This is a genomic window from Georgenia sp. G2120, assembly GCF_055326485.1.
Window position 1 is genome coordinate 311256 of record NZ_JBUZNL010000001.1, and the last position, 22060, is coordinate 333315.

Annotated in this window: 14 protein-coding genes; all 14 read left to right on the plus strand. The window is 75.1% G+C overall.

The genetic code is table 11. From position 1 onward, the window contains the following. The first annotated feature begins 28 nt into the window (after positions 1-28). Complete coding sequence (rsmA, locus tag ACZLMO_RS01590; protein ID WP_425714723.1) at positions 29-1045, plus strand: 16S rRNA (adenine(1518)-N(6)/adenine(1519)-N(6))-dimethyltransferase RsmA; 1017 nt, start codon at positions 29-31, stop codon at positions 1043-1045. Next, complete coding sequence (locus ACZLMO_RS01595; RefSeq protein WP_425714724.1) at positions 1042-2118, plus strand: 4-(cytidine 5'-diphospho)-2-C-methyl-D-erythritol kinase; 1077 nt, start codon at positions 1042-1044, stop codon at positions 2116-2118. Before rsmA ends, ACZLMO_RS01595 begins: the two co-directional genes overlap by 4 nt. Continuing rightward, on the plus strand, positions 2118-4028 hold the full coding sequence (locus ACZLMO_RS01600) for an ABC-F family ATP-binding cassette domain-containing protein (protein ID WP_463652663.1): 1911 nt from the start codon (positions 2118-2120) through the stop codon (positions 4026-4028). Before ACZLMO_RS01595 ends, ACZLMO_RS01600 begins: the two co-directional genes overlap by 1 nt. 135 nt (positions 4029-4163) lie before the next feature. Then, positions 4164-6371 (plus strand): alkaline phosphatase, encoded by a 2208-nt coding sequence (locus ACZLMO_RS01605; RefSeq protein WP_463652664.1) that lies wholly within the window; start codon positions 4164-4166, stop codon positions 6369-6371. Positions 6372-7283: 912 nt separating this feature from the next. Further along, positions 7284-9890, plus strand: a complete 2607-nt coding sequence (locus tag ACZLMO_RS01610) for a helix-turn-helix transcriptional regulator (RefSeq protein WP_463652665.1) — start codon at positions 7284-7286, stop codon at positions 9888-9890. Next, a complete protein-coding gene (locus tag ACZLMO_RS01615) occupies positions 9887-12577 on the plus strand; it encodes a LuxR C-terminal-related transcriptional regulator (RefSeq protein ID WP_463652666.1) in 2691 nt (896 codons plus the stop codon). The genes ACZLMO_RS01610 and ACZLMO_RS01615 overlap by 4 nt, the downstream gene beginning before the upstream one ends. Before the next feature lie 345 nt (positions 12578-12922). Next, complete coding sequence (locus ACZLMO_RS01620) at positions 12923-14578, plus strand: sugar transferase (protein ID WP_425714730.1); 1656 nt, start codon at positions 12923-12925, stop codon at positions 14576-14578. Beyond that, positions 14578-15696 (plus strand): Gfo/Idh/MocA family protein, encoded by a 1119-nt coding sequence (locus ACZLMO_RS01625; RefSeq protein WP_425714731.1) that lies wholly within the window; start codon positions 14578-14580, stop codon positions 15694-15696. The genes ACZLMO_RS01620 and ACZLMO_RS01625 overlap by 1 nt, the downstream gene beginning before the upstream one ends. Beyond that, positions 15696-16790 carry a dTDP-glucose 4,6-dehydratase gene (locus tag ACZLMO_RS01630; protein WP_463652667.1) on the plus strand — a complete coding sequence of 365 codons (1095 nt, stop codon included), beginning with the start codon at positions 15696-15698 and terminating at the stop codon, positions 16788-16790. Before ACZLMO_RS01625 ends, ACZLMO_RS01630 begins: the two co-directional genes overlap by 1 nt. Then, positions 16787-17989 (plus strand): DegT/DnrJ/EryC1/StrS family aminotransferase, encoded by a 1203-nt coding sequence (locus tag ACZLMO_RS01635; protein ID WP_463652668.1) that lies wholly within the window; start codon positions 16787-16789, stop codon positions 17987-17989. The genes ACZLMO_RS01630 and ACZLMO_RS01635 overlap by 4 nt, the downstream gene beginning before the upstream one ends. Next, positions 17989-18705: a NeuD/PglB/VioB family sugar acetyltransferase gene (locus ACZLMO_RS01640; protein ID WP_463652669.1), complete on the plus strand. Its 717-nt coding sequence runs from the start codon at positions 17989-17991 to the stop codon at positions 18703-18705. The genes ACZLMO_RS01635 and ACZLMO_RS01640 overlap by 1 nt, the downstream gene beginning before the upstream one ends. Then, positions 18702-19913: a glycosyltransferase family 4 protein gene (locus ACZLMO_RS01645; protein ID WP_463652670.1), complete on the plus strand. Its 1212-nt coding sequence runs from the start codon at positions 18702-18704 to the stop codon at positions 19911-19913. Before ACZLMO_RS01640 ends, ACZLMO_RS01645 begins: the two co-directional genes overlap by 4 nt. Next, complete coding sequence (locus ACZLMO_RS01650; protein WP_463652671.1) at positions 19910-20860, plus strand: DUF6492 family protein; 951 nt, start codon at positions 19910-19912, stop codon at positions 20858-20860. Before ACZLMO_RS01645 ends, ACZLMO_RS01650 begins: the two co-directional genes overlap by 4 nt. After that, a complete protein-coding gene (locus tag ACZLMO_RS01655; protein ID WP_463652672.1) occupies positions 20860-22038 on the plus strand; it encodes a DegT/DnrJ/EryC1/StrS family aminotransferase in 1179 nt (392 codons plus the stop codon). The genes ACZLMO_RS01650 and ACZLMO_RS01655 overlap by 1 nt, the downstream gene beginning before the upstream one ends. Positions 22039-22060: the final 22 nt, after the last annotated feature.

Here is a 22060-nt window from a genome sequence, read left to right on the forward strand (position 1 = left end):
CTGCCCGACGCACGTAGGCTGTCCCCTTGTGAACGAGCCGTCCGACGTCGCGCTGCTGGGCGCCTCGGACGTCCGCGCCCTGGCCGAGCGGCTCGGCGTGCGCCCCACCAAGACCCTCGGCCAGAACTTCGTGCACGACGCCGGCACCGTGCGCCGCATCGTGCGGGCCGCCGGCGTGCAGCCGGGCGACCGCGTCCTCGAGATCGGGCCCGGCCTCGGCTCCCTCACGCTCGCGCTGCTCGAGGCGGGGGCGGACGTCGTCGCCGTCGAGATCGACCCGGTCCTCGCCGCCGCGCTGCCCGCCACCGTCGCCGAGCGCGCACCGGGCGCCGCGGACCGGTTCGAGGTGGTCCTCGCCGACGCGATGCGCCTGGCGGAGCCGGACCTGCTGCCGGGCGCGGCGCCGACCAGGCTCGTCGCCAACCTCCCGTACAACGTGGCGGTGCCCGTCCTGCTCACCGCGCTCGAGCACCTGCCGACGGTGACGGAGGTCCTCGTCATGGTGCAGGCGGAGGTGGCCGACCGGCTCGCGGCCCCGCCCGGGTCGCGCACGTACGGCGTTCCGTCGGCCAAGGCCGCCTGGTGGACGAGGGCGGAGCGCGCCGGGACGATCGGCCGGCAGGTGTTCTGGCCGGTGCCGAACGTCGACTCGGCGCTCGTGCGGCTCACCCGGCGGCCCGAGCCCGTGGCAGGAGCGGATCGCCGCGAGGTGTTCGCCGTCGTCGACGCGGCGTTCGCGCAGCGGCGCAAGACCCTGCGCTCGGCCCTGGCCGGATGGGCCGGTTCGCCCGCCGCGGCCGAGGAGGCGCTGCGGGCGGCGGGCGTGGATCCGTCGGCGCGCGGGGAGACCCTGACGATCGTCGAGCTCGCCGCGGTCGCGGCCGCCCGCGCCGATGCCGCCGGAACGTCCCCGACGCCGGAGCCTCGCCCGGGTGCATCGGGGGCACCCGACGTCACGTCCGCCACCGGGGACTCCCCGACGGCGGAGGCTCGCCCGGGTGCATCGGCCGCCACGGGGGAGACCGTCACCGAGGAGGACGCATGAGCGAGATGTCCGCGCCCGAGAGCGCGCTGCCGGGCCCGGTCACCGTCCGCGCCCCGGGCAAGGTCAACCTCTCGCTGCGGGTGGGCCCGCCGCGCGCCGACGGCTTCCACCCGCTCGTCACGGTCTTCCAGGCGCTCGACCTCGGCGAGCACGTGACGGCGGCCCCGGCGCCTCGCGGCAGCACGACGGTCCGGCTCGCGCAGCACGTGGACGGCGTGCCGCTCGGCGCCTCGAACCTCGCGGCGCGGGCCGCCGAGGCGCTGCGGGCGGCGACCGGCGTGGACGCGGGCGTCGAGCTGACGATCCACAAGAACGTGCCGGCCGCGAGCGGGATGGCCGGCGGCAGCGCCGACGCCGCGGCGGCGCTCATGGCCTGCGACGCGCTGTGGGGCACCGCGCTCGGCGCCTTCGACCTGCACGCCCTCGCGGCCAACCTCGGCTCCGACGTGTCGTTCCCGCTGCTCGGCGGCACGGCGCTGGGGACGGGGCGGGGGGAGCGCCTCGTCGTGCTGCCGGACACCGGGGCGTGGCACTGGGTGCTCGCCACGCAGGCGACCGGCCTGTCGACCCCGGCCGTGTTCAACGCCTACGACGCGCTGCACGGGTACCCGCGCGGGGGGCCGCCGTCGGCGCCGAGCATGCTGCACGAGCCGGCCGCGCCGGACGCCCACACGCACTCCGACGACGCGGAGGCCGGCGGTCTCCACCCCGGCGCCCACGAGGCCGCGCTCGGCGACGCACTCGTCGAGGGCGACCCGGCGGCGCTCGGCCGCCTCCTGCTCAACGACCTCACCGAGCCGGCCCTCGAGCTGCGCCCCGAGCTCGGGGACGTCCTCGCGGCGTTCGAGCGAGCCGGTGCGCTCGGCGCCGTGCTGTCCGGATCCGGCCCCACGGTCGCCGCCCTCGCGCTCGACGCCGCGCACGCGGAGTCGATCGCCGCCGTCGTCCGGGCGGCCGAGGTGGCCGACCGGGTCCTCACGACGACGGCGCCCGCGCGCGGCGCCCACGTCGTCGACGCGGCACCGGGCCCCGCGGCACCGGGCGCTGCGACACACCCCGGGGGAGCGGCCTGATGGCGCACCTGCTCGGCGCGGAAGGGCTGCGCCTCATGGCGGGCCCGCGCGTGCTGCTCGACGGCGTCGGGCTCGGGGTCGACGACGGCATGCGGATCGGCGTCCTCGGCCGCAACGGCGCCGGCAAGTCGAGCCTGCTCGGCGCGCTCGCGGGCCGGCGTCCGCTCGACGGCGGGCGCGTCACCTCGCCGTCGGGCACCCGGATCGCCGTGCTCGACCAGAAGGACACCCTGCCGCCCGGGGCGAGCGTCCTCGACGCCGTGCACGGCGGGCTCGCCGAGCACGAGTGGGCCGGCGACCGCGCGGTCCGCGAGCTCCACGAGGGCCTGATCTCCGAGCTCTCCCTCGACGTCGACGTCGACACGCTCTCCGGCGGCCAGCGTCGCCGCGTGGCCCTCGCGTCCGTCCTCGCCGCCCCCGCCGAGGTGCTCGTCCTCGACGAGCCCACCAACCACCTCGACGTCGAGGGTGTCGCCTTCCTCGCCGCCCACCTGCAGGAGCGCTTCGCCTCGGGCCGCGGCGCACTCCTCGTCGTCACGCACGACCGTTGGTTCCTCGACGCCGTGTGCACGCGCGTCTGGGACGTCGTGCCCGGCCACGACGGCGCCGGCGGCCGCTCCCCGGTACCCGGCCACGTCGAGGTCTACGACGGCGGGTACGCGGCCTACGTGCTCGCGCGGGCCGAGCGCGAGCGCAGCGCGGCGGTGGCGGCGCAGAAGCGCAACAACCTCCTGCGCAAGGAGCTCGCCTGGCTGCGCCGGGGTGCGCCCGCCCGGACCTCCAAGCCGAAGTTCCGGCTCGACGCCGCGGCCGCCCTCATCGCCGACGAGCCGCCGCCGCGCGACTCCCTCGCCCTGACCGACGCCGCGGGCGCCCGGCTCGGCAAGGACGTCCTCGACCTCGAGGGCGTCACCGTGCAGTACGACGTGCCGCCCCCGATCCTCGACGACGTCACGTGGCGACTCGCGCCCGGCGAGCGCGTCGGCATCGTCGGGGCGAACGGCGCGGGCAAGTCGACCGCGCTGCGCCTCCTCGCCGGGCTGCAGGAACCGACGTCGGGGCGGGTCAGGCGCGGGAAGACGGTCGACCTCGCCGTCCTCACGCAGGACACCGGTGAGCTCGACGAGATCCCTCGGATGCGCGTGGTCGAGGCGGTCGCCGACGTCGCCGAGCACGTCTCGATGGGCGGGGCCGACCTCAGCGCGAGCCAGCTCATCGAGCGCCTCGGGTTCGCCCGCGAGCGACAGTGGACGCGGGTCTCGGAGCTCTCGGGCGGTGAGCGGCGTCGGCTCCAGCTGCTGCGCCTGCTCGTGGCCGGGCCGAACGTGCTGCTGCTCGACGAGCCCACGAACGACCTCGACACCGACACCCTTGCCGCGGTCGAGGACCTGCTCGACTCGTGGCCCGGCACGCTGATCGTCGTCAGTCACGACCGCTACCTGCTTGAACGCGTCACCGATCACCAGGTGGCCGTCATCGGCGGCACGATCCGCGACCTGCCGGGCGGCGTGGAGGAGTACCTCGCCCTGCGGCGCGCCCAGCGCGCGTCCTCCGGGGAAGGACGGCTCCAGGCCGCGGGGCAGCGCCCGACGGCGGAGGGCGGGTCTGGCACGAACCTCGCCCCGGGAGGGGCTGCCGGGGGAGCCGTGGCCGGTGGCGCGGGCCGTCCGGCGGGCGCGACCGATGCTGCGCGCGAGCGCGAGGCGCGGAAGAACCTCGGGCGGATCGAGCGCCGGATGACGAAGCTGAGCGGCCAGATCGAGCGGCTCGACGCGCAGATGGCCGAGGCCGCCGAGCAGCAGGACGTCGGTCGGATCACCTCGCTCGCCGCGCAGTCCGACCAGCTGCGGGCGGAGTCGGACGCCCTCGAGGAGGAGTGGCTGCTCACCGCCGAGGAGCTCGAGGGCTGACGCGACGACTGGTGTCTTCGACCGGCACGGGTTCACCGGTCGACCACGTGACGGTCGTGCGCGAGCAATCGAATGTTCATATCCCCGTGATGTCGTGGGCGGACCCGTACCCATCCACGACGCGAGGACACCCCCATGCCCTTCCCACGCCCCGGGCGACTCCCGGCGGTCGCCGTCACGGCTGCCCTGCTCGCCACTCTCGCCCCCTCGGCGGCGGTCGCCGACGACGTCGAGGACGACCGCACGAACGTCATCCTGCTCATCGCCGACGGCATGGGGTACAACCACATCGACGCGGCCAGCCTCTACGAGCACGGCACCGCGGCCTACCAGGACCAGGCCGACAACCCCTATCTCGCGGCCCACGGCTCGGACAGCGTGACGTCGGAGGTCTACCAGGAGTTCGAGACGCAGCTCTCGGTGGACACCGGCTACGTCTTCAGCCCCGAGTACTCGACGATCGACGCGTGGGGGCACCCGCAGAACGCCACCCGCGACCAGCTCGACGGCTCCTGGCTCAACGTCACGGACTCCGGAGCCGCGGCGACCGCCCTGTCCACGGGCGTGCGCACGCGCGGCGGGTATCTCGGCTGGGACCGTGACGAGGAGCCGCTCACGGACATGGTCGACATCGCGAGCGAGCACGGCCTCGCCACAGGCGTGGTCACCAGCGGTCAGTTCTGGGGCGACACCTCGGCCGGGTTCGCCGTCCACGCCGACGACGGCGACGAGGACCTCATCATCGACCAGCTCCTGCGCCACGAGGACCTCGACGTGGTCATGGGCGGCGGCCACCCCGCGTACTCGAGCGACGGCGAGGCCCAGACGCCGAGCTACCACAACATCCCGCGCGAGGACTGGGAGGCGATCGCGGCCGGCGACACGAGCACGGGGCTCGCGGGCTGGACCCTGGTCGACGAGCGCGCAGACTTCCAGGCGCTCGCGACCGGTGACACCCCGGACCAGGTCCTCGGCGTGGCCCAGACGGCCGGTGCCCTCACCCATGACCGCTCCGGCGACCGGGAGATCCCGAACGCCGCGCCCGTCGCGGAGAACGTCGCTCGCCTCCCGGAGCTTGCGGCGGCGAGCCTCAACGTCCTGTCGAACGCGAGCGACGACGGCTTCTTCGCCATGATCGAGCAGGCGAACGTCGACGGCGCCGGCCACGCCGGCGAGCTCGGGCGCACGATCGAGAACATGCTCGACTTCAACGCCACGGTCGACGCGGTCGTCGAGTGGGTCGACTCGGAGTCCAGCTGGGAGGAGACCACGGTCATCGTCACCTCCGACCACGAGACGGGGAACCTCTGGGGCGGCGGCACCCTCGGCGAGGACGGCATCGAGATCACGGGGGAGTTCCAGCCCCTGACCGGGACGGCGGGCGAGCTGCCCGCGGCGGAGTTCACCGACTTCACCGACCTCAAGGAGAACGAGAACGAGGAGACCCCGCACTATCACACGCACCAGATCGTGCCGTTCTTCGCCCGCGGCGCTGCCGCCGAGGAGTTCGCGGCGGTCGCCGACTCGACCGACCCGGTGCGCGGGGACTACCTCGAGAACACCGACATCGCCGAGGTCATCCACGCGCAGATCCGGGCGGCCGCGCAGGAGCCGGACCCCGAGCCGGAGCCGGAGCCGGAGCCCGAGCCGCCGGCCCACCAGGACCACGGGTTCTTCCTCAGCAACGACTGGGAGGGCACCACGCACCACGCCTTCCGGTACGGCCGCTACTCCGACGACGTGCTCATCGGCGACTGGGACGGCGACGGCACGGACTCGATCGCCGTCCGCCGCGGCAACATCTATCTCGTCTCCAACGCACCGCGCGGCGGGAGCGCCGACCACGTCCTGTCCTACGGGCGTGAGAGCGACGTCGTGCTGGTCGGGGACTGGGACGGCGACGGCTCCGACACGCTCGCCGTGCGTCGCGGGAACGCGTACTTCGTGGCCAACTCGCTGGGCGGTGGGAACGCCGACCACGAGCTGCGGTACGGCCGTTCGGGCGACGAGGTCCTCGTCGGCGACTGGGACGGCGACGCCACGGACACCTTCGCCGTGCGTCGCGGGAACGCGTACTTCGTGGCCGACACCCTGGACGGGGGTGACGCCGACCGGACGTTCGAGTACGGGCGCAGTGGTGACGTCACGCTCGCCGGCGACTGGGACGGTGACGGCACCGACACGTTCGCCGTGCGCCGGGGCAACGCCTACTTCGTGAAGAACAGCCTGTCCGGCGGGAACGAGGACGTCCTCGTGCACTACGGCCGGTCCGGCGACGAGGTGCTCGTCGGCGACTGGGACGGCGACGGCGCCGACACCCTGGGCCTGCGGCGCGCGCCCTGACCGGCAGGCGGCCGAGGGGGTGCTGAACGCGTCCCCTCGGCCGCCGGCGTCCGCGCGACACGCGCAATCTGTGATGCGGAGACATGTCGGAACTCGCTGACCAGAACCTCACTCCATGACAATGTTGTCGATGTGGGGCCGAGCGACGCTGCCGGCCCGCACCGGGTGCCCGTCGGGAGTCGGGTCGGTCCGAGCCTCCTGACCGGCGCGAGCCGCTCGCCGGCGTGCCGATCAGCCCTCACGCCATGAGATCGGCTCGTCCGTTGGATCCCGGCACCCGGTGGCGGGCGGCGTCTGGACACCGTCTGGACATCGACTCGACAATTGTCCGACGTCGCCACCCGGCATTTCTCGACACCCCTCGTTTCCCGGGACCGTGCGTGACCGATTCCGTCTTTCGGACGCGGCGCAAACGTCCGGACCGTCAGGTGGTTGTTGACAGGTCGTCGGTGCGGGGGTTTCCTACAAAAAGGCATCTCCGTCAAGCCGGAGCGGCCCGCAGATCAGAGCGAACGTGTCGGTGAGGAAGTTCCGTCCGCGCCCGGGCGGCCTCGACCCGCGAGACGACCGTGGTGCCCACGGCGCCCGCCCGTCGGGCTCACCGTCGCGAGCGGCGGCGGCGAGGATCGAGCCGCAGCTCGCGCTGATCCGCGGCACACCGCGCGAGTCCGGCCTGTCGGAGGGTGGTGTCGTCGCAGTCGGACGGCGTGGGACCGGCCGGCCCCACGCCGGCCGGGTACGCCGAGGCCACCGGTCGCGGCTTCCCCCGGCCGACGATCGTGCGTCCCCTCGGAATGTTTCAAAGGAGCACGTCGCCATGGCACGGCCATTCATTGTGGCGTCACACCTTCCTTCGTGCCCATTTGCAGGAATGGGCGTATTCAGAGATGGTGCCGGACGGGTGAATGAATCATGCGCGCTGCATTTTCCTGGCTGAACCCGGACTCGGACGGAATCTGGAGCGACGACCCGAACTCCGCGGTCGAGGAGCTGTTGCGCGCGGTCACCGTCGACCACGTCGGCGCCCTGCTCGTCGGGACGCCCGAGGACCGTCGAGCGGTGACCCAGGAGGCCGTCGACCGGCTCCGGGCCGAACGCCCGGTCTACCACCTCCACGGCAGCGAGTTCGTCGCCGATCTCCCGTACGGTGCGCTCTCGATCCTTCAGGCCCGCTCGGACGTCGGTCCCGAGCCGACCTGGTTCCGGATGGCGAAGGTCCTCGGCGACTTCCTCGCGCCCGAGGGGCAGGAACCGGCCGTGGTCTTCCTCAGCCGTCCGCGGCAGATGGACCAGGGATCGATCACCGTGCTCGCCCAGCTGGCCCACCAGCGGCGGGTCGTCCTCGTCGTGCAGTGCGACCGCACGACCGACGTGCCGGCCGATCTTGCCGCCCTCGCACGGGCCGGCAACCTCGCGCGGGTCGGCGTCCGTCCGCTCACGCCGAGCGGGACCCGTGCCCTCCTCGTCGACCATCTCGGCGGGCCCGTCTCCCGCGTGGCCGCCACGGTGCTGTGGCGGTACGGCGGCGGGCACCTCGGCAGGCTCCGCAGCATCGCCGACGACTGCGTCGCCTCCGGGAAGCTGCGCCGGTCGGACGGCCGGTGGGTCCTCGTCGACGGCCCGCTGCAGAGCGGCCGGGGCATCCCGGGCGAGGACGTCGTGCTGCGCCGCCTCCCCGCCGACCGCCGCGCCCTCCTCGAGGCGCTGGCGGTGCGCGGCTGCGTCGAGGTGGGCGGGCTCGTCCACGACGATTCCGGACGCGAGCTGGACGCCCTCCAGGCCCAGGGCATCGTCACGATGCGACGCACGCCGTCGGGCACGCTGGCGCAGGTCGAGCCGATGTGGCGCGACCGAGTCCTCGCCGGGCTCGAGCCCGAGCGGAGACAGGCCCTCGAGCAGGAAGCGACGGCGCGCGACGGACTCGCCCGCACGCTGAACCGTGCGCAGGACCTCCTCGCCTCGGTCGACGTCGGGGGCGCGCTCGCCGTGCTCGCGACCGTCCCCGCACTCGACGACCCGCGACCAGGTCCCGCGGACCCCGACCTCGCACCGCACGGTCCCGAGGAGCACGACGACGCACCCCCGCCAGGTGCGGCGGCGGATGTGCGGGGCCACCTGGTGTGGATGAGCGCCCGGGCACTCCTCGCGGCCGGCGACGTCGGCGGGGCCGACTCGCTGGTGACGGCCGCCGCACGTGCGGGGGACCCGTGCCTCATCGTGCTGTCCGCGACGATCGCCGCGCTCGTGGGCGACCGGCCGCGCAGCGAGCGCCTGCTCGCCGAGACGCGCGCGACCCAGGAGGGCAGCCGGCTCGACCCGCGCCCGGCGGGGCGCAACCGCGAGACCGTGCGGCTGCGCGCCGAGGCGACCTGCGCGGAGCTCCTCGCGCTCGGTGACGACCAGGACGCCGCGCGCTCGCTCGTGGCCGGCCTCGACTCCACGCTGTCCACGTACCGCGCGCGGGGCGTGCTCGACAGCGTGATCGGGCCCTACGACCGCGCGGCGATCGCGGTGTCCATGCTCGAGACCACCGTGCGGTGCGGGGACCTCGAGCTCGCCCGGGCGATGGCCCAGGGGCTCGTGGTCGCCCGGCACGGCAACCCGCAGGCGGTGCTCGACGCCGAGCTGGTGCTCGCCGCCGTCGACCTGCTCGCCGGCCTGCCCGACCGTGCGGAGGAGGCTGCCCTGGAGCTGGTGGAGCAGGCGCGGGCGATGGGGAACGACCATGCCGAGGAGGTGGCTCTGACGATCGTCGAGTCGTGCCGGTCGGGGACCGGACGTCTCGACGAGACGTCGGTGCCGCGGTGGACGGAGCAGCGGGTGCGCCGGGCCGCGGACGGTCCGACCCAGTGGGGCCGGCTGGGCTGGTTGACGGCCGTCATCGGTGCGGTGACGCCCGATCCCGACCGCGCCGATGCCGGCGCCCCTGCCCGCCTCGCGGTGCTGGCCGACCGTGCGGCCGCGGCGGGCCACCACCTCGTCGAGATGCACGCGCTGCTGTCCGCGGCCCTGGTCGGCGACCGCGGGGTCGCCGACCGGCTCAGGGCGGTGGCCGCACGGACGCAGGCGGTCGTCTCGCGCGCCTGCGAAGCGCTCGGGGACGCCGTGCTCGACGACGACCACGTGCGGTCGGCGGCCGCCCTGACGGAGATGGCCGAGGCCGGGTACCTGGCCTGGCGCTACAGCGGCCCGGCGTCGATGATCGCGAGCCTCCCGGCGGCGAACGCGCGCCGGCTCGCCGGGGCGGTGGCACGGATCCAGGTGCCCGCCGCCCCGCAGGCGGCGGACGACACCCCGGGCTGGCTGCAGGCGCTGACGCCGCGTGAGCGGGAGATCGCCGGGATGGTGGTCGACGGGCTCTCGAACGCGTCGATCGCCCGCCGGCACAGCATCTCCGTCCGCACGGTCGAGGGACACCTCAACCAGGTGTACGCCAAGCTGCAGGTCCGCGGGCGGTGGGGGCTGAGCCGGCTCGCCGCCGAGTCGCCCGCGCTGCGCACGGCCGGGGACCCGGCATGACGGTCACCGCCGTCCCGCTGTGGGGTGCCGAGCTGGCCGCCCTGCACGACCGGCTCGCGGACGTCGACCGCGCGGGGGTCGTCGTCGTCGGCGGCCCCGGGTCCGGCACGACCTCGCTCGTCGGGGCGCTCCTGGCCGACGGGGTGGGGCCGGCCTCCCTCACCCTGCAGTGCGGGCCCGCCCTCGTCGACGTCCCCTACGGGGCGCTCGCCCCGTTCCTCACGGACCTCGATGCCGTCCGTGGCCCGGTCGACGTGCTGGCGGCCGTGCAGGCACGCCTGGACGGGCTGACCGGGCGCGGGGCGGCCGGCGCCGGCTCGCGCCCCGTCATCGTGGTGGAGGACTGCCAGTTCCTCGACGCGGCCAGCGCGTTCGTCCTCGCGCTGCTCGCCCAGAACCGTGAGGCGCTCCTGGTCGCCACCAGCGTGGGACTGCGGGGGGAGTCGGGCCTGGGCGCCCTGGTCGACACCGGACTCCTCGCCACCGTGACGATGCCGCCCATGGGGCACGACCAGACGCGTGACCTGTGCGCCTCGCTCGCCGGCGGCCGTCCCACGGACGGCGCCGTCGGGACAGTCCTCGGGATGACGGGAGGCATGCCCGGCCTCGTCGTCGCCTACATGGCCTCGGCCGCGAGCCAGGGGCTGATCGTGCGCGCGGAGGACGAGCACCGAGGCGGCCCCGGCGCGGACCTGTGGACCCTGCTGCGCCCGGCGCCGGCGGTCGACGAACGCCTCGTCGAGGTCGTCGAGGGCATGCAGTCCGAGCTCACCGAGCAGCAGCAGACGGTGGTGACCATGCTGGCGCTGGCCGGCAGGATGCCGGCGGCGGAGCTGCGCGCGCACGTGGGCGACCAGGTGGAGGACCTCGCCGACACGCACGTCACGCGGCCCGCCGAGGGCGGGACGGTCGAGCTGTCGGCCGAGCTCTACAGCGAGGTGCTCCGCACGATCACCCCGCCCGGTCGCGGCGCCGAGCTCCTCGCCCGCTGGGGAGCCGCCGGGAGTCACGCCGACGGCCGCGCCCTGCGGGGCCTGCCCGCCCGGAGCGTGGCGTGGGCGCTGGACAACGGGCTCCCCGTGGCCGATGTGGACCGGGTGGCCGCCGGGTACGAGCACCTGGCCGCGCGCGACCTGGCCGCCGCATGGTTCCTCGCGGCCCGGAGCGAGGACTCCTCGTGCGAGCGGATCGTGGCGCTGCGCGCCGAGGTCATGCTCGCCGCGACGCGGTCGGACTCCGGAGGCGCCGACCTCACCCGGCTCGTCGACACCACCGCCGACACCGACCTGCTGGTCGAGGCGCTGGTCGCTCTCGCCATGGACCGCGTCTGCAGCGGCGGCGCCCCGACCCCCGTCGCCGCGCTCGCCGAGGTCTGGCTCGAGTGCCAGGCCCGGGCGCTGCGGAGCGGGCGACCGGCCCCCGTGGTGCCCGTGCGCGTCGCCACCTGGCTGTCGGCGATCGACCGGCTCGACGCCCCCGGCGACGCGGCCCGCCTGCTCGACACCTCGGCCGGGCTCACGACCGACCCGACGCTCCCGCCGGCGCTCCGGTGCGTCGCGCACTGGGTGCGCCGACGTCTCCTCACGCGGGCGGGGCGGCTCGTCGACGCGGTCGAGGAGGCCACGCGCGCCCACGCCCTCGCCTCGGCCGACCCGCGGACCCGTGCGCGCGTCGGCGGTCACGCCGCGGCCTACCTGGTGGAGTCGCTCCTGCTGGTGGGAGACCTGGCCGGCGCGGACCGGGTGCTCGCCGAGCAGCACGGCGGATCGAGCCACCGCTGGCACGCATGGGCGGGGACGGTCCAGGCGATGCGGGGCGCGCTCGAGCTCGCCCGCGGCCGGACCCGGCTCGCGCTGCGGCTGCTCCGGGACGCCGGCCCGGACCTCGACCGCTGGGACCCGGTCCACCTCACCCCGCTCGTCCGCTCGCTCGAGGCCGCCGCCTCCCCGCTGCCCGTCGGCGCACCGTCGGGTCGCGCCGGCGGACTCGCGGACCGGCTGCGCGCCGAGGGCGGGTACGGCACCACCGAGCAGCGGCTGCTCGCCCTGACGATCGCCGAGATCGTCGACGACCCGGACGCGCCCGACCCGGACCGGGCGCCGCTCTGGCGACGTCTCGCCGAGGCCCCGGGGCTCGCGGATCACCCGGCCGTGCTCTGGCAGGCCCTCCTGGTCGCGGCCGCCGTGCGTGACCCGGACGGCGACCATGCCGAGCTGCTCGCCGGCATCCACGCGGCGAGCACGAGGCTCGACGGCAGACGGGCCGAGCGGGTCGCCCGTGCCTACGACCCGTCGATCGCCGACGACCCGGTCCGCCTCGCGCAGGTCGCCGACCGCTGTCGCGGCGACGGCGACCCGGCGCTCGCCGCCGACACCTGGGCGCGCGTGGTCCGTCTGCACCACGGGGCGAACGACCTGCGGCGGCGCGGCGAGGCCCTGCGGCACCTGCAGGACGCGGTCGGTGCGCTCGGCGGGGTACCCGGCCGCTACGTGCGCGCGGCCCTCGACCTCGGCGCCCTCACCCCGAGGGAGCGGGAGATCGTCGCCCTGGCACTGGAGGGGCACCGGAGCGTGGAGATCGCCCGGATCCTCGTCGTCTCCCCCCGTACGGTCGAGGGACACCTGTACCGGGTGTTCAACAAGCTCGGCATCAGCGACCGCGCCGAGCTGCGCGACGTCTGGCGCTGACCGTCCCCGTCGCCTGACCGTCGCCACGAGCCGACCGTCCCCATCGCCCGAGCGCCCCCGGTCCCGCGACCGGGGGCGCTCGTCGCGTGCGGTCCCGGGACCGCACGCGCCCGCCGCGTCCGGGTGGTCGTGCGCGCGGGGGACGCGGGTCCAGGTGCCGTCCGGGTGGTCGGTGCGCGAGGCGGCCGCCGGCGCAGGTGGCAGCGGGCGGTGAGCGAGTAGCGGCCACGGATGCCGCCCCACGGGCCCGTTCCTAGTGTCGTTCCCGAGCCGGCGGACCCGCCGCCGGAGCGCCGGAGACGTCCCCCCGACACCGCCGGAGCTGCCATCCCCCCGGAGCCCCTCGTGCCTCAGCAGTCGACGACGACCGACCACGCCACCACCGACCGGCGCACCGGCACCCTGTCCCGCACCGACGCGGGCGGGGCCGGCGCACCCGTCGACCTCCTCACCCCTCCGACCGGCCTCGACGTCGGCGTCGCGAGCCCCGCGCCGGCCGCACCGAGCCCCCTGCGCCCCGAGGTCGCCCCGAGCCAGGGTGCCGACCGCCGCGCGACCCACTGGTCCGCCAGCTACCGCCACCGCGTCCTCGCCACCGACCTCGCGGTCCTGCTCCTCGTCGTCGGGATCGGTGCCCTGGCCTCGCCCCGCCGGGGCGAGGGACCTGCGGAGGTCGCGATCGGCGTCGGGCTCGGTCTCGTGTGGCTCCTCGCGCTCCAGCTCTTCCGTACGCGCTCCCCGCGGCGGATGGCGGTCGGGGCCGAGGAGTACAAGCGGGTGGTCAACGCGACGGCGGCCACGGCGGGGGTGGCCTGCGCGGCCGCGGTACTGCTCGGCCCCGTGGCCTTCGCGGCCGTCCGCCCCCATCTCGTCCTCACCGTCCCGGTCGGCCTGCTCGCCCTCCTGCTCGGCCGGTGGTCGTGGCGGTCCTGGCTCCACACGCTTCGGCTGCGCGGCGCCGCCCTGTCGGACGTCGTCGTGGTCGGCGAGCAGTCCGACGTCGCCTACGTGACCCGGCAGATCGCCCGGCGCTCGGCCGTCTGCTACCGGGTGGTCGGCGTCGTCCTCGACACGGACCGCCCGCCGGCGGACCCGGCCACCCCGGGCGCGCCGCAGCCGGCCGCGCCCCTCGCCCCGCCCGGGGCGACGGCTCCGCCCACCTACTACGGGACCGAGCGCGTGCCGCAGGCGGTGACCGAGTTCGGGGCGGACGCCGTCATCGTGGCCGGCCCCCTGTCCGGCGGGACCCGGGCGATCCGCACGCTCGGCTGGGCGCTCGAGCCGACCAGGACCGAGCTCGTGCTCGTCTCGAGCCTCCTCGACGTCGCCGGTCCCCGGATCACGATGCGCCCCGTCGAGGGACTGCCGCTCATGCACGTCGACCGGCCCCGGTTCGAGGGCGGCCGCCACGTGGTCAAGCGGGCCCTCGACATCGTGGGGTCGACCGCGGCGCTGCTGCTCATGCTGCCCCTGTTCGCGGTCATCGCGATCCTCGTCCGGCGCGACTCGCCCGGGGGCGCGTTCTTCACCCAGACGCGCACGGGCCGGCACGGCCGGGCGTTCCGGATGAACAAGTTCCGCACGATGGTCACCACCGCCGAGGCGGACCGGGCGGCGCTCGCGGCACGCAACGAGGGTGCCGGGCCGCTGTTCAAGCTCAAGGACGACCCGCGGGTGACGAGGCTCGGTGCCGTGCTGCGCCGGCACTCCCTCGACGAGCTGCCGCAGTTCTGGAACGTCCTGCGCGGCGACATGTCGCTCGTGGGTCCCCGGCCGCCGCTGCCCGAGGAGGTGGCCGCGTACGAGGGCCACACCGGCCGGCGGCTCTACATCAAGCCGGGCCTGACGGGGCTCTGGCAGATCAGCGGGCGGTCGAACCTCGACTGGGAGGAGAGCGTCCGGCTCGACCTCTACTACGTCGAGAACTGGTCGGTCACAGGCGATCTCATGATCATGTGGCGGACCTTCAAGGTCATGGTCAGACCCGAAGGAGCGTACTGATGAGCATCGAGCCCGACGACACCCTGCACCCCCCGCTGCGGGCGGCGGTGATCGGTGCCGGGTACTGGGGCCCGAACCTCGCCCGCAACTTCGCGATGAGCACCGAGTGGGAGCTCGTGGCGGTGTGCGACACCGACCTCGAGCGCGCCGGCCGGCTCGCCCGACGTACGGGGCAGCCCGACGTCGTCGGATCGGTCGGCGAGCTGCTCGCCCGGGACGACGTCGACGCCGTGGCGATCGCCACCCCCGCGCGGACCCACCACGCGATCGCCATGGCGGCGATCGCCGCCGGGAAGCACGTCGTGGTGGAGAAGCCGCTGGCGGACACGACCGCGCGGGGTCGCGAGATGGTCGAGGCCGCCGACCGCGCCGGGACCGTGCTCATGGCCGACCACACGTACTGCTACACGCCCGCCGTCCTACGGATCAAGGAGCTCGTCGAGGCGGGCGAGCTCGGTGAGATCCTCTACGTGGACTCCACCCGGATCAACCTCGGGCTCGTCCAGCCCGACGTCGACGTCTTCTGGGACCTCGCCCCGCACGACCTGTCGATCCTCGACTTCGTGCTCCCCGGCGGCCTGGACCCCCTCAGCGTCGCGGCCGAGGGGGCGGACCCGCTCGACGCCGGCAAGGCCTGCGTCGGCTACCTCTCCCTGCCCCAGCGCTCGGGAGCCCACGTCCACGTCAACGTCAACTGGCTCTCGCCGACGAAGATCCGCCGGATGGTCATCGGTGGCAGCCGCCGCACCCTCGTCTGGGACGACCTCAACCCGCAGCAGCGCCTGAGCATCTTCGACCGCGGGGTCGACCTGGCGCGGCAGGAGGAGGTCCTCGGCGACACCGCCTCGCGCACGGACGTGACGATCTCCTACCGGACGGGCGACACGTGGTCGCCCGCGCTGTCCGAGTTCGAGCCGCTCGGCCTCATGGTCAGCCAGCTCGCGGCCTCCGTCCGCGACGGGTCGGTGCCCCCGACCGACGGACGGTCCGCCCTCCGTGTCCTCGAGGTGCTCGAGGCCGCGAGCGACTCCCTGGCCGGCAGGGGCCGGCACGTCGGCCTCGGCCGGTCGGTCGCCGTGGGGGCGGGGGACGCCCGCGCGTTCGAGGGGGTGCGGTGATGTCGGAGGTGACCACGCTGGACGGTGCCCGTGTCGTCGTCACCGGCGGTGCGGGGTTCATCGGCAGCCATGTCGTCGACGCGCTGCTGCGCGACCGGCGGCCGAGATCCGTCACCGTGGTGGACGACCTGACCAACGGTCGGCGCGAGAACCTGGCCACCTGGAGCGACGACCCGCGGATGGCTCTCGTCGTCGGCGACGTCCGCGACCGGTCCGTCATGGACGCCGTCCTCGAGGACGCGGACGTGGTCATGCACCTCGCGTGCCTGGGCGTGCGCCACAGCCTGCACTCGCCCGAGGAGAACCACTCGGTCAACGCGGACGGCTCGTTGACGGTGGGGCTGGCGGCGCGCGACGCCGGGGTCCGCCTGCTGCTGCACGTGAGCAGCAGCGAGGTCTTCGGCACCGCCCAGTACGCGCCGATGGACGAGCGACACCCGACCTGGCCGGAGACCGTCTACGGCGGAGCGAAGCTGGCCGGCGAGGCGTACGCGCGGGCGATGGGACGGACGTACGGCCTTCCCGTGATCGTCGCCCGACCGTTCAACACCTACGGCACCCGCAGCCACCACGAGGGGGACAGCGGGGAGATCATCCCGCGCACGATCGTGCGGATGCTCGCCGGTCACGCACCCGTGCTCTACGGCACCGGCGAGCAGACCCGCGACTTCATGCACGTGCGCGACACCGCCGCCGGGCTCGTCGCGCTCGCCGAGTGCCCCGCGGCCATCGGCGAGACCGTCAACCTCGGGACCGGCAGGGAGCTCGCCATGCGCGAGGTCTGCGAGGTGATCGCCGACGCCGTGGGGCGGCCCGACCTCGCGCCGGAGCTGCTGCCGGCACGCCCCGGCGACGTCGGCCGGCTGATGGTCGACGCCACGCGGATGGAGACGCTCACGGGATGGGCGCCGCGGACGGAGCTCGTCGACGGGATCGCCGAGCTCGTCTCGTGGTTCCGCGCGTCCGGGAGGACCGCGGACGAGCTGGCCGCCGAGGCGTCGACGACCAACTGGGGTCGGGCCGTGCCCGCCGCCCCCCGTGACGGGACGACCGCCGGCCGCGTTCTTGCACCAGCGCAGGCGGCCGGACGATGAGTATCGAGGCTGCCGCGATGGACCGCATCAGCGTGATGAGGCCGTGGCTCGGGGCCGAGGAGATCGAGGCCGTCGTCGACGTCATCACCTCCGGGTGGGTGGCGCAGGGCCCGCGCACCGCCGACTTCGAGCGGGCGTTCAGCCAGGCGCAGGGTGTCCCCTTCGGGGTGGCGACGTCGTCGTGCACGACCGCCCTGCACCTCGCCCTCAAGGTGGCGGACATCGGGCCGGGCGACGACGTCGTCGTCCCCTCGCTGTCCTTCATCGCCACCGCGAACGCGCCGACCTACGTGGGGGCGCGCCCCGTCTTCGCCGACGTCGACCCCACCACCGGCAACGTCACCGCCGCCACGGTGGAGGCGGCCCTCACCCCGGCGACGACCGCCGTCGTCGTCGTCGACCAGGGCGGTGTCCCCGTCGACCTCGGCCCTCTGCGGGAGCTGTGCGACCGGCGCTCGCTCGTCCTGATCGAGGACGCGGCGTGCGGCGCCGGCTCGACCTACGCCGGGGAGCCGGTCGGTGCCGGCGCCGACCTCACCACCTGGTCGTTCCACCCCCGCAAGCTGCTGACCACCGGTGAGGGCGGGATGCTCACCACCTGTCACCCCGAGTGGGCGGTGCGCGCGCGGCGCCTCCGCGAGCACGCGATGGACGTGTCCGCGGCCGACCGGCACACCGCGGTGCTCGCCACCAAGGAGTCCTACACCGAGATCGGCTTCAACTACCGGATGACCGACCTGCAGGCCGCCCTCGGCCTCGTCCAGCTCGGCCGCCTGCCCGAGATGGTGCGGCGCCGGCGGTCGCTCGCGGCCGACTACCGCACCGTGCTCGACAGCCTCCCGGACCTGCGCTGCGTGGCCGACCCGCCCTGGGGGACGACCAACTTCCAGTCCTTCTGGATCGAGGTCCTCCCCGGCTTCCCGATGGGACGCGACGACCTGCTGGCCTGGCTCGCGGCCGACGGGATCTCCGCCCGGCGCGGCATCATGGCGGCCCACCTCGAGCCGGCCTACGCAGGGCACACCGGCACGCTCGGCCCACTGCCCGCGACCGAGCGGCTCACGCGCTCGACGATCATCCTCCCGATGTTCCACGCGATGACGGCCGAGGAGCTGGGGCGGGTGGTCGACAGCCTCGTCCTGGCGTCCCGGTCCCCGCAGCGGCCCTCGCGCCGGAGCCCGCTGGACGGGGGCCGGTGATGGCCGACCTCCTCCTCGTCGCCGCGAGCGGTCTCGCCCGGGAGACGCTCGCCTCGGTCCGGGACGCCGGCACGGACCGGGTGGTCGGCATCCTCGACGACGACCCGGCGCTCGCCGGGACCACCGTGTCGGGGGTCCCGGTCCTCGGACCCGCCGCGCTGGCCGCGCAGCGGTCGGAGCGGCTGCTGCTCTGCCCCGGGCAGGGGGCCGCGCGGATCGCGCTGGCCGCCCGGTTGGCCGACCTCGGCGTGGGTGCCGAGCGGTACGCCGTGCACGTCCACCCCTCGGTCGTCATCGGCGCCGGCTCCGCCGTCGGCGCCGGCTCGATCCTGCTCGCCGGCTGCGTCCTCACCTGCGACGTCACCGTCGGTGAGCACGTCGTCCTCATGCCGCGCACGGTGCTCACCCACGACGACGAGCTCGCCGACGGCGTCACGTGCGCCGCCGGGGTCACGCTCGCCGGACGGGTGCGGATCGGGGAGCGGGCCTACCTCGGGATGCAGACGAGCGTCCGCCAGGACGTGCGCGTCGGAGCCGACGCCACGCTCGGGATGGGCGCGGTGGTGCTGCGCGACGTGCCGCCCGGCCGGACCTGGGTCGGCGCGCCGGCCGCCGAGCTCCGTCGCGACCGCGCCGGTGGTCCCGCACTGCCGCACCCGCGCCCCGTCGGGGTGCTGCCCCTGCTCACCTCCCACGGACGGATACGCGTGCCATGAGGATCCTCGTCTGCACCCCCGCGCTCGACATGGCCGGCAGCCGGCTCCAGGCGGTCGGGCTCGCCGACGCCGTGCGTCGCCGCGGGCACGAGCCCGTGCTCTACGCGCCGACCGGCGTGCTCGCCGAGCTCGTCGAGGCCGCCGGCCTGCCCTGGGTCCCCGCGCCGTCGGACATCTCCTCCCGCGCCTGGTCGCGGGGCCTCGCCGGGGTCGCCCGCGGGTGGGACGTCGACCTCGTCCACACCTACGAGTGGGCGCCGTCCCTGCGCGCGGCCTTCTCCGCCGGCCGCCGGCTGCCGCTGCTCATGACCGTCCTGGCCGCCGGGGCGCCGCGGTTCCTGCCCGCGCACGTGCCGCTCGTGGCGGGGACGCCGGCGCTGGCGGAGCGCGCGGCGGTGCGCGGCGGCGCCGTCCATCTCCTCGAGCCCGCCGTGGACACGGGCGACGCGGGGGGCGCGGGCGACCGCGCGGGCCGGCTCCGGGCGGACGCCCGCGCCCGGTGGGGCATCGACGCGGACGAGCTCGTCGTCGGCACGGTCACCATGCTCACGACGGACCACGAGCGGCTCCAGGGCGTCCTCGAGGCGGTCCGGGTGGTCGACCGGCTCTCCGGGACCGAGCGAGTGAGCCTCCTGGTCGCCGGTGACGGTGAGGGGCGGCGGGCCGTCGAGACCCGTGCCGCCGCGGTCAACGAGCGGCACGGCCGGGTCGTCGTACGGACGGTCGGGCTCCGGCTCGACCCCGACCCGGTCTACGCCGCCTCCGACGTCGTGCTCGGGATGGGGTCCTCCGCGATCCGGGCGATGGCCCACGCCCGACCGCTCGTCGTCCAGGGCGAGGCGGGCTTCTGGCGGGTCGCGGACTGGACCTCCGTGCGCGAGCTCCGCCACGAGGGGTGGTTCGGGCGCGGTGGTGCCGGCGCCCGCGACCTGCGCGACGCGCTCGTCCGCCTCGCGGCCGACCCGGCGCTCCGCGTCCGCCTCGGCGAGCTCGGCCGGAACGTCGTCTCCGAGCACCACGACCTCGACCGGGCGGCCGACCGGCTGGCCGACATCTACCTCGACACCGCGGGCGGACGCACGACCCGGACGGAGGCGGTGCGCTCGCTGGCGACCTCCGCGGCCGCCGGGGCCCGTTTCTACGCCGACCGACGACTCGGCTCCGTGGTCACCCGCGAGCGCTGGGCCCGAGAAGGAGCACTCCCATGACCACCCACCGACCGCCGACCGGGGCTGCCTCGACGATGGCCATCGTCACCCCGACCTACCGGCCGGACTTCGACAGCTTCCGGCGGCTCCACGAGTCGGTGCTCAGGCACACCGACGACTCGGTCGTGCACCACGCGGCCGTGCCGGGCATCGACGTCGACCTCTACCGGGGCATCGACTCGCCGAGGCTCGCGGTCTGGTCCTACCAGGAGGTCGTCCCCGAGGGCATCATCCCCACCGACCGGCTGGCCGCCGCCACCCGGAGGCTGCCCTTCCTGTCGCGGCGGCTCAACTGCGCGGGCGTGAGTCGGCGGAGGCCCTGGCAGCCGATCCGCGGGTGGGTGATGCAGCAGCTCATCAAGCTCAACATGGCGGCCCACGTCGACGCCGACGCGCTCGTCTTCGTCGACTCCGACGTCGTCCTCGTTCGGCGCACCCACGTGTCCGACTTCGTCCGCGACGGGTCCGTGCACTTCTACAGCAAGGACGGCGGCATCACCCGCAGCATGCACCGCCACCACCGGTGGTGCCAGGTCGCCCACGAGCTCCTGGGCCTGCCGTGGCAGGACCGCGACGCCTACCCGGACCACGTGGCGGGGATCGTCACCTACGACCGTGAGCTCGTGGACGCCGGCCTGGGCCGGGTGGAGGAGGTCACCGGTCGGCCATGGGCGGTGGCGCTCGCGCGGCACCTGCACCTGAGCGAGGACGTCCTGTACGGCACGTACGTGCGCCACTTCGGTCGACCGAAGGACAGGGACTACGAGTCGGGGACGCCCCGGTGCCACAGCCACTGGTCCCCGACCCCGATGGACGCCGCGGAGGCCGACGACTTCGTCGAGGCCTTCGGACCGGAGCACCGGGCCGTCCACATCCAGTCGACGTCGGACACGGACGACGCCCTCGTCCGATCGATCGTCTCGCAGCTCGAGAAGGAGTACGCCTGATGTCCACCACGCAGCTCGCCGCGCCGGCAGGGCCGGCCGCCGATCCCACGCCCCTGGACGACGCCGCCCCCGTCCCCTTCCTCGACCTCGTCGCCCAACAGCTCGAGGTCGACGCCGAGGTCCGCGAGGGCCTGGAGCAGGTGCTCGCCACGGCCGGGTTCATCGGCGGCCCCTGGGTCGACCGGTTCGAGCGGGCCTACGCCGACGCCGTCGGGGTCGGCCACTGCATCGGCGTGGGCAGCGGGACCGACGCGCTCGAGCTCGCCCTGCGCGGCGTCGGCGTCTCGCCCGGCGGCGAGGTCGTCCTCCCGGCGAACACCTTCATCGCCACCGCCGAGTCGGTGAGCCGGATCGGCGCGGTGCCCGTGCTCGTCGACGTCGACCCCGACCACCTCCTCATCGACCCGCGCGCGGTCGAGGCCGCCGTCACCGACCGGACCCAGGCGATCGTCCCGGTCCACCTGTTCGGCCAGGCGGCGTTCGTCGAGCAGCTCGCTGTGGTCGCGGAGCGGGAAGGCGCGGTGATCGTCGAGGACGCGGCCCAGTCCCAGGGCGCCACCCGGCACGGACGGCCAGCCGGCTCGCTCGGTGCCGCGGCCGGCACGAGCTTCTACCCGGGCAAGAACCTCGGGGCGGCCGGCGACGCGGGAGCCGTCCTCACCGACGACGCCGACGCCGCCGCCCACGTCCGCCGGCTCGGGAACCACGGGAGCGCCACGAAGTACCACCACGACGTCATCGGCATGAACTCCCGGCTCGACGCCGTGCAGGCCGTGGTGCTGTCCGCCAAGCTCCGCCGACTGGCCGCCTGGAACGAGGCCCGCCGAGCCGCCGCCGCCCGGTACGCCGAGCTCCTGGGGGACGTCGAGGGCGTGCGCCTCCCGTTCGCCGCCGAGGGGAACGAGCACGTGTGGCACCTCTACCCGGTGCGGGTCGCGGACCGGGACGCGGTCCTCGACCGGCTCCGGGTCGCCGGCATCGGTGCGGGCGTGCACTACCCGGTGCCGGTCCACCTCACGGGTGCCTACGCCGACCTCGGGCACGCGCACGGGTCGTTCCCTGTCACCGAGACCGCGGCGGGCACCATGATCTCGCTGCCGATGTTCCCGCACATCACGCCGGACCAGCAGGAACGGGTGGCCGAGGTCCTGCGGGCCGCCGTCGAGGTGCCGCGGTGACGACCGTCGTCCGCCCCCGGGA